Below are 8,509 nucleotides of genomic sequence, written 5' to 3' on the forward strand. Positions count from 1 at the left end.
TTTTTCCTGGCAAATGTATAGCAACCTCCTAACTTTAGATAACGGCGCACGTGTCGCGCCGTTCATCGACAGGACAGTTGCAACGCTATGGCTGATAACGAAAAGAATCCTGACGCAGCTCAGGAAGAGAACAATACCGCTCGGAAAGATCAAAACAACGATCAAAACACCGATCAAAACAAGACTCAAAACAACGAACGTAAGCGCCCCGGCAAGAAGCCGTTAATCATTCTGGGCGTAGTCGTTGTGGTGATGGTGATTGTGGCGCTGGTGTGGTGGTTGATGACCCGCAACCAGGAGACCACCGACGATGCCTTCACCGAAGGCGATGCGGTTACCATCGCGCCCAAGGTGGCGGGCTACGTGACCGAGCTGCGGGTGAAGGATAACCAGCGGGTAAAGAAGGGCGATCTGCTGGTGCTGATCGACCCTCGGGATGCCACCGCCCAGCGCGATCAGGCTCAGGCCCAGCTTGGGCTGGCTACCGCCCAGCTGCATCAGGCGCAGGCCCAGCTGGCGCTCTCAAAGGTGCAGTATCCCTCTCAGCGTGATGAAGCGCAGGCGCAGGTGCTCAAGGCCAAGGCTGACTTAGCCAACGCGGAAGCCGCCTATCGCCGCCAGCGCGGCGTCGACCCGCGCGCCACCACGCAACAAAACATCGACAGCGCCAACGCCCAGCTGCGTAGTGCTCAGGCCCAGCTGGCCAGCGCTAATGCCCAGCTTGAGGTCGCAAGCCAGATTAACCTGCAGATCCGTCAGCAGGAGACCAACGTCGAAGCCCGGGAGCAGCAGGTTCAGCAGGCCCGTGCCCAGCTGGCAAACGCGAACCTTAACCTCTCCTATACCGAAGTACGCGCCCCCTTTGATGGCTTCGTCACCAAGCGTAACGTGCAGACCGGGACTCTGGTGCAGGCGGGTACGGCGCTCTTCTCGCTGGTCTCGCCTGACATTTGGGTGGTGGCGAACTTTAAAGAGTCGCAGCTGGAGCGGATGCGCCCCGGTAATAAAGTCACTATCGGCGTGGATGCCTACCCGGACCTGGAGCTGGAAGGACATATCGACAGCATCCAGCAGGGGAGCGGCTCGCGCTTCTCCGCCTTCCCGTCAGAAAACGCTACGGGTAACTTCGTGAAGATCGTTCAGCGCGTGCCGGTGAAGATCGTCATCGATAAGGGCCTTGACGCTAACCAGCCGCCGCTGCCGCTGGGGCTGTCCGTGGAGCCGAAGGTGACCCTGGAATGACCGATCACAGCCATGAGAGCTGGCGTCCCGCCAGTAACCCGTGGGCGGTGGCTATTGTCGTCACCCTCGCGGTGTTTATGGAGATCCTTGATACCACCATCATCAACGTGGCGCTGCCCCACGTCGCCGGCTCGCTGTCGGCGAGCTACAGTGAATCCACCTGGGTGCTCACCAGCTACCTGGTGGCGAACGGCATCGTGCTGCCGATCTCGGCCTTTCTGAGCCGGGTCTTTGGCCGCAAGCGCTTCTTCCTCATCTGCATTGTGATGTTCACCGTCTGCTCGTTCCTGTGCGGGATCGCCACCGAGCTGTGGGAGATCATCCTGTTCCGTATCCTGCAGGGCTTCTTTGGCGGGGGGCTACAGCCGACCCAGCAGTCGGTGCTGCTCGACTACTTTAAGCCGGAGGATCGCGGCAAGGCCTTTGGCCTCTCGTCAATTGCGATCATCGTTGCCCCGGTGCTCGGTCCGACCCTCGGGGGCTGGATCACCGACAACTACTCCTGGCGCTGGGTCTTCTTTATCAACATCCCGGTGGGGATCGTCACCGTGCTGGCCATCTACCAGCTGCTGGAAGATCCGCCCTGGGAGCGCAAATCGGAAGAGAAGCTCACCATCGACTGGACCGGCATCGGCCTGATTGCGCTGGGGCTGGGCTGTTTGCAGGTGATGCTTGACCGTGGCGAAGACGACGACTGGTTCGCCTCGGGCTTTATCCGTACCTTTGCCGTGCTGACCCTGATTGGCATCATTGGGGCGATCTACTGGCTGATGTACGCCAAAAAGCCAGTGGTGGATCTGCACTGTATGAAGGATAAAAACTTTGCCGTCTCCAGCCTGCTGATGGCCGGGATGGCGATGATCCTCTACGGCAGCTCGGTGGTGATCCCCCAGCTGGCGCAGCAGGATCTCGGCTACACCGCGACCTGGTCCGGGCTGGTGCTCTCGCCGGGGGCGGTGTTAATCGTACTCACCATCCCGCTGGTGCTGAAGCTGATGCCGGTGGTGCAGACCCGGTGGATCATCGCCTTCGGCTTTACCTGTCTGGCGGTGGCCTTCTTCTGGTCGCGCAATCTGACGCCGGACGTTGATTTTGAAACGCTGGTGCTGTTCCGCAGCGCGCAGTCGATTGGTCTTGGCTTCCTGTTTGTGCCGCTTACTACCATCGCCTTTGTCACCATTCCGCGCCAGCTCAACGCCGACGCCGCCGCGCTGTTTACCATGTTCCGTAACGTCGCTGGATCGATCGGTATTTCGCTCTCAACCGCCGCCATTACCGAGCGCGCCCAGGTGCACAGTGCCTATTTAAGCGCCCATACCACGCCCTTTAGCGAGCAGTTCCAGCTGGCGGTGCGCGAGACGGCCGAGGCGATCCGCAACTTCACCACGCTGCCGGGGGATCCGCTCGGTCTGGCAACCGGGCAGATGTATCGAACCATGATCGAGCAGTCGCGCTTTCTCGCCTACGTTGACGTCTTTACCATTCTCAGCGCCGTGGCGTTTTTACTGATTCCGTTTTGTCTTCTGCTTTCGCCGATCAAGAGCGAAGGCAGCGCAGGAGCACATTAACATGCACAGGATACATACCCCGACGCTGTCGTTACTCACTCTGCTGCTGGCGGGCTGCGCCGTGGGGCCAGACTACCAGCAACCGGTGCCGCCTGCGGTGAGCCACTGGAACGACGCCGGGGATAAAACCGTGCCGTCGCAAACCTCCAGCCAGGCGGTGAATCCGCGCTGGTGGACGACCTTTAACTCGCCGCAGCTCAACAGCCTGATCGAGCGGGCGATCGCTGGGAACCTCTCCCTGCAGCAGACCGTGCTGCGCATTGCTGGTGCACGGGAACAGATCAACCAGGCGGGCGGGGCCTTCCTGCCGGCGGTAAATGGCAATCTTCAGGCCACCCGGCAGCAGCTGGGCCTGGAGGGGGAGCTGAAATCCCACAACGTTTACGGCCAGCTGCAGGACGTCGACCCAGAGATAAACAACGCCCTTGGGGTGCTCACCCAGCCGGTGAATCTCTACCAGGGCAGCTTCGACGCCCAGTGGGAGCTGGATCTGTGGGGCAAAGTACGCCGCCAGGTCGAGGCAGCCAATGCCCAGCAACAGGCGGCTATCGAGCAGCGCAACGACGCCCTGGTGTCACTGGAAGCGGAAGTGGCGCGCGCGTGGCTGCAGCTGCGCGGGGCGCAGAGCATCCTTGCCACCATGAATACCCAGATCGATACTGCAAAGGAGACGCTTAGCCTGACCGAGAGTCGCCAGCGCGGCGGTCTGTCGCCGCAGCTGGACGTCGAGAACGCTCGGGCACAGCTCGGCAACCTGGAAGCGCAGCTGCCGCAGTACCAGGCCCAGGAGCAGCAGGCGATGAATGCCCTGGCGATTCTGATCGGCAAGCCTCCCGGTGCGCTGAATGCGGAGCTACGGTCGGTGCAGCCCCTGCCGAAGCTGCCGGATATCATCCAGACCGGCATTCCCTCAACCCTGGCTCGCCGACGACCGGACGTGCGTGAAGCCGAGGCCAATCTGCACGCGGCCACCGCGCAGATCGGCGTCTCGGTGGCGCAGCTCTTCCCGAGCCTGACCCTGAGCGGTCAGTTTGGCCTGCGCAACAGCGAAACCGACTGGCTGACCGACTGGAGCAGCCACTTCTACAGCTTCGGGCCGCAGGTGTCGATTCCCATCTTCCAGGGCGGACGGCTGGTCTCCAGCGTCAAGCTGGCACGCGCGCAGCAGAGCGCAGCGGCGCTCAACTATCGCCAGACGGTGCTGAGCGCGCTGGGTGACGTAGAGAACGCGCTGGTCAGCTACCGCACCGATCAGCAGCGCGAAGCCGGGCTGAGCAAAACCATTGAGGCGTTGCAGAGCGCATTCGATCTCGCCAGCGACAGCTACCGCCAGGGGATCGCCACCTTTATCGACGTGCTTGATGCCCAGCGTCAGCTGGCCCAGGCCGAGCAGCAGCGCGCTCAGGCACGAGTGCAGAGCAGCCTCGACCTGGTGGCGCTCTACAAGGCGCTGGGAGGCGGCTGGGAGCCGTACCAGACCGTACAGCTGCCGGACTACCCGGTCTTTGGCGAGGCGACGCGCGGATAAAGTTCAGAGGATTGGGCAAGAAACGCGCAGGATCCTCACATTCGCGATCCGGCGCGTCGGAGTATAACTACTGAACACTCACTGACATCCTAAGGAGCGTTCTATGCGTTATCAAAAACTTGGCAATACCGGTCTCTTTGTCTCCGAGCTGTGCCTGGGCACCATGACCTTCGGCGGTGAAGGCGGCATGTGGGGCAAGATTGGTCAGCTGCGGCAGAACGACGCTGAGAGGCTGGTGAGCGACGCCCTCGCGGCGGGCATCAACTTTATCGATACCGCCAACGTCTACTCGGAAGGGCGCTCGGAAGAGATCACCGGCCAGGCGCTGAAAAACCTCAAGATCCCCCGCGAAGACGTGGTGGTAGCCACCAAGGTGTTCGGCGAAACCGGCACCGCTGGGGTCAACTCGCGCGGCAGCTCCCGCTACCATATTATTGGCAGCGTCAAGGAGAGCCTGCGCCGGCTCCAGCTGGATCATATCGACCTCTACCAGCTGCACGGCTTCGATCCGGCAACGCCTATCGAAGAGACGCTCTACGCCCTGGATAATTTGGTTCAGCACGGTCACGTCCGCTATATCGGCGTGTCCAACTGGGCGGCGTGGCAGATTATGAAGGCGCTGGGCATCTCCGAGCGGCTGGGGCTGGCCCGCTTCGCCTCGCTACAGGCTTACTACACCATCGCCGGGCGCGACCTTGAGCGTGAGCTGGTGCCGATGCTGCAAAGCGAAGGGGTGGGGCTGATGGTTTGGAGCCCGCTGGCGGGCGGTCTGCTGAGCGGCAAGTATGACCGCAGCGGCAGTGGGGAAGAGGGCGGTCGCCGACTGGCGTTTGACTTCCCACCGGTAGAGAAAGAGCGCGCCTTCGACTGTGTAGACGTCATGCGTAACATTGCCGACAGCAAAGGTGTGTCGGTGGCGCAGATCGCTCTGGCGTGGCTGCTGCATCAGCCGGTAGTAAGCAGCGTGATTATCGGCGCTAAACGCCCGGATCAGCTGGCGGATAACATTGCCGCGACGGAGATCAGCCTGAGCGAAGAGGAATTGAAACAGCTTGATGCGGTCAGCGCCCTGCCGCGTGAGTATCCAGGTTGGATGCTGGAGCGGCAGGGAGAATATCGCCGTAACCAGCTGGCATAAATATGCCCGGTGGCGCTTCGCTTACGCGGGCCTACAAACCCACACCGTGCCTACCGTAGGCCGGGCAAACGCAGTGCCGCCCGGCATTTGCAGCTGGCACAGCAGTAAAGTGGCAATAAAAAAGCCCGGCGATTGCCGGGCTTTTTACTGACTGCTGAAAAGCTTAGTTCAGACGAACCGGCATACCGGAACGGTTCTGAATCGCCTGCTCAACGACGCTCTGGTCGGCGTCCGGCTGGCTGGTGATGCTCTGCACGCTCTTGGTCAGCGCGATCGGCACAATCTCTTTGCCGTCAAACTGCGCTTCGGTAGTAGAGAGCGGGTTGTGAACCTCAATGTAGCGGCTACCGTCTGGCTCTGTGGTAGCTTTTACCGGCTCATCGATAAACTGTACGCGAGTACCGACCGGTACGTTCTGGAACAGGAACTTAATGTCGTCGTTACGCAGACGCACGCAGCCGTGGCTCACGCGCAGGCCGACGCCGAAGTTAGCGTTGGTGCCGTGAATAGCATACAGGCGGCCAATGTACAGGGCGTAAAGACCCATCGGGTTATCCGGACCGGCAGGCACTACCGCAGGCAGTGGGTTACCGGCGGCGATGTACTCCTGGTGCATCTTCGCAGTAGGCGTCCAGGTCGGGCCCGCTTTCTTACGCTCAACCTTGGTGGTCCAGTTAATCGGGGTATCTTTACCCAGCTGGCCGATACCGATCGGCAGCACGATCACGGTGTTGGTGCCTTTCGGATAGTAGTAGAGGCGCATCTCGGCGCTGTTGATCACAATCCCTTCATGCACGGTATCCGGCAAGATCAGCTGCTGAGGGATGTTCATCACGCTACCGCCCTTCGGCAGATAGGGGTCGATACCTGGGTTAGCTTCCATCAGGTTAGACAGCCCCATCTGGTACTGGGCCGCGTAGTACTCCAGCGGCTGGCTGTTGTTCTCTGGCAGGGTGATGACCTGGTTCTGGCCAATCAGACGGCTACCATCGGTCGGCAGCGGATAGGTTACAGCAGACGCGGATTTGCAAAACCCTACTACAGCGAAAGCCGCCGCTAAAATTGTTGTTAATTTCATATTCATGGTATGCGAGGTTTCTGTGCCACAGGCCGTTTAGTTAAGAATGCTCAAAAGGATGGGAGCGCATTATATGTGCATTCCCACGCGCATGGAATTGAGATGTGTACGAAATCACATTTTTTTCTCTCACCCTAGTGTAGCAACTGTTCACACCTGCGCGATTTCAATTCGGAATTGTGGCATAATGCAGAGTTTGTCACACATTTTCAGGATAACACCGTGTTAGTTACCAGCAACGTCACCATGCAGTTTGGCAGTAAGCCGCTGTTTGAAAATATTTCCGTCAAGTTTGGCGGCGGCAATCGTTACGGCCTGATTGGGGCGAACGGTAGCGGAAAATCCACCTTTATGAAGATCCTCGGCGGCGACCTTGAGCCGACGCTGGGCAACGTCTCCCTCGATCCGAACGAGCGTATCGGTAAGCTGCGTCAGGATCAGTTCGCCTTTGAAGAGTTCAGCGTGCTCGACACGGTGATCATGGGTCACGGCGAGCTGTGGGAAGTGAAGCAGGAGCGCGATCGCATCTACGGCCTGGCCGAGATGAGCGAAGAGGACGGCTATAAAGTGGCCGATCTCGAAGTGCTGTACGGCGAGATGGACGGCTATTCCGCCGAGTCCCGTGCGGGCGAGCTGCTGCTCGGCGTCGGTATTCCGGTAGAGCAGCACTACGGCCCGATGAGCGAAGTGGCTCCCGGCTGGAAGCTGCGTGTGCTGCTGGCTCAGGCCCTGTTCTCTAATCCAGATATCCTGCTGCTCGATGAACCGACCAACAACCTGGACATCGACACCATTCGCTGGCTGGAGCAAGTGCTGAACGAGCGTAACAGCACCATGATCATCATCTCGCATGACCGTCACTTCCTGAACATGGTCTGCACCCACATGGCGGATCTGGACTACGGTGAGCTGCGCGTGTATGCGGGCAACTACGACGAGTACATGACCGCGGCGACCCAGGCGCGTGAACGCCTGCTGGCCGACAACGCCAAGAAGAAAGCGCAGATCGCTGACCTGCAATCCTTCGTCAGCCGCTTTAGCGCCAACGCCTCGAAGTCCCGTCAGGCAACCTCTCGCGCCCGCCAGATCGATAAGATCAAGCTAGACGAGGTGAAAGCCTCCAGCCGTCAGAACCCGTTCATTCGTTTTGAGCAGGATAAGAAGCTGTTCCGTAACGCGCTGGAAGTGGAAGCCCTCACCAAAGGCTTCGATAACGGCCCGCTGTTTAAGAACTTCAACCTGCTGCTGGAAGTGGGTGAGAAGATTGCCATTCTGGGTGCCAACGGCGTGGGTAAAACCACTCTGCTGAAAACCCTGGTGGGCGATCTGGCGCCGGATAGCGGCACCGTGAAGTGGTCAGAAAACGCCAAGATTGGCTACTACGCGCAGGATCACGCCGCCGACTTTGATAACGATCTGACCGTCTTCGACTGGATGAGCCAGTGGAAGCAGGAGGGGGATGATGAGCAGGTGGTGCGCAGCTTCCTGGGTCGTCTGCTCTTCAGCCAGGACGATATCAAAAAGCCAGCGAAGGTGCTCTCCGGGGGCGAGAAGGGCCGTATGCTCTTCGGCAAGCTGATGATGCAGAAGCCGAACATCCTGATTATGGATGAACCGACTAACCACCTGGACATGGAATCTATCGAGTCGCTGAACATGGCGCTGGAGATGTATCCGGGCACGCTGGTCTTCGTCTCCCACGACCGTGAGTTTGTAAGCTCTCTGGCGACCCGCGTGATTGAGATCACCCCTGAGCGCGTCGTTGACTTCAGCGGGAACTATGAAGACTACCTGCGCAGCAAAGGTATCGAATAATTTCCCGTCGTCTTTCGCGCTACAGGTGTGTTGGCTGCACCTGCTCACCCCAGTCACTTACCTGTGTAAGCTCCTGGGGATTTACAGGTTTGCCGCCTTCCTGTAACGCGAAATAATTAGGGAAATTGGGCTATGAGAAT

The 8,509-nt window shown here is 59.6% G+C and carries 6 protein-coding genes; 5 read left to right on the forward strand and 1 reads right to left on the reverse strand.

Annotated features, from left to right (window positions below; genetic code table 11):
* Positions 1-87: 87 nt before the first annotated feature.
* From EV102420_RS12820 to EV102420_RS12835, 4 genes are all read left to right on the forward strand, one after another.
* Positions 88-1,242 (forward strand): HlyD family secretion protein, encoded by a 1,155-nt coding sequence (locus EV102420_RS12820; RefSeq protein WP_042392311.1) that lies wholly within the window; start codon positions 88-90, stop codon positions 1,240-1,242.
* A complete protein-coding gene (locus EV102420_RS12825) occupies positions 1,239-2,810 on the forward strand; it encodes a DHA2 family efflux MFS transporter permease subunit (protein ID WP_042392313.1) in 1,572 nt (523 codons plus the stop codon). The genes EV102420_RS12820 and EV102420_RS12825 overlap by 4 nt, the downstream gene beginning before the upstream one ends.
* Position 2,811: 1 nt before the next feature.
* A complete protein-coding gene (locus EV102420_RS12830) occupies positions 2,812-4,338 on the forward strand; it encodes an efflux transporter outer membrane subunit (protein ID WP_042392315.1) in 1,527 nt (508 codons plus the stop codon).
* A gap of 103 nt (positions 4,339-4,441) precedes the next feature.
* A complete protein-coding gene (locus tag EV102420_RS12835) occupies positions 4,442-5,476 on the forward strand; it encodes an aldo/keto reductase (RefSeq protein WP_042392317.1) in 1,035 nt (344 codons plus the stop codon).
* A 163-nt stretch (positions 5,477-5,639) separates the two neighbouring features.
* Here EV102420_RS12835 and ldtB read toward each other — a convergent pair whose 3' ends face one another.
* Complete coding sequence (ldtB, locus tag EV102420_RS12840) at positions 5,640-6,560, reverse strand: L,D-transpeptidase (protein ID WP_042392319.1); 921 nt, start codon at positions 6,558-6,560, stop codon at positions 5,640-5,642.
* A gap of 216 nt (positions 6,561-6,776) precedes the next feature.
* Here ldtB and EV102420_RS12845 point away from each other — a divergent pair, with 216 nt between their 5' ends.
* Complete coding sequence (locus tag EV102420_RS12845) at positions 6,777-8,369, forward strand: ABC-F family ATPase (protein WP_042392320.1); 1,593 nt, start codon at positions 6,777-6,779, stop codon at positions 8,367-8,369.
* The last annotated feature ends 140 nt before the right edge of the window (positions 8,370-8,509 follow it).

Source organism: Pseudescherichia vulneris NBRC 102420 (assembly GCF_000759795.1).
GTDB lineage: Bacteria > Pseudomonadota > Gammaproteobacteria > Enterobacterales > Enterobacteriaceae > Pseudescherichia > Pseudescherichia vulneris.

Coding starts and splice junctions, on each gene's coding strand:
- ldtB (WP_042392319.1), bottom strand. CDS start 6,560: ATGAATATGAAATTAACAACAATTTTAGCGGCGGCTTTCGCTGTAGTA.
- EV102420_RS12820 (WP_042392311.1), top strand. CDS start 88: ATGGCTGATAACGAAAAGAATCCTGACGCAGCTCAGGAAGAGAACAAT.
- EV102420_RS12835 (WP_042392317.1), top strand. CDS start 4,442: ATGCGTTATCAAAAACTTGGCAATACCGGTCTCTTTGTCTCCGAGCTG.
- EV102420_RS12825 (WP_042392313.1), top strand. CDS start 1,239: ATGACCGATCACAGCCATGAGAGCTGGCGTCCCGCCAGTAACCCGTGG.
- EV102420_RS12830 (WP_042392315.1), top strand. CDS start 2,812: ATGCACAGGATACATACCCCGACGCTGTCGTTACTCACTCTGCTGCTG.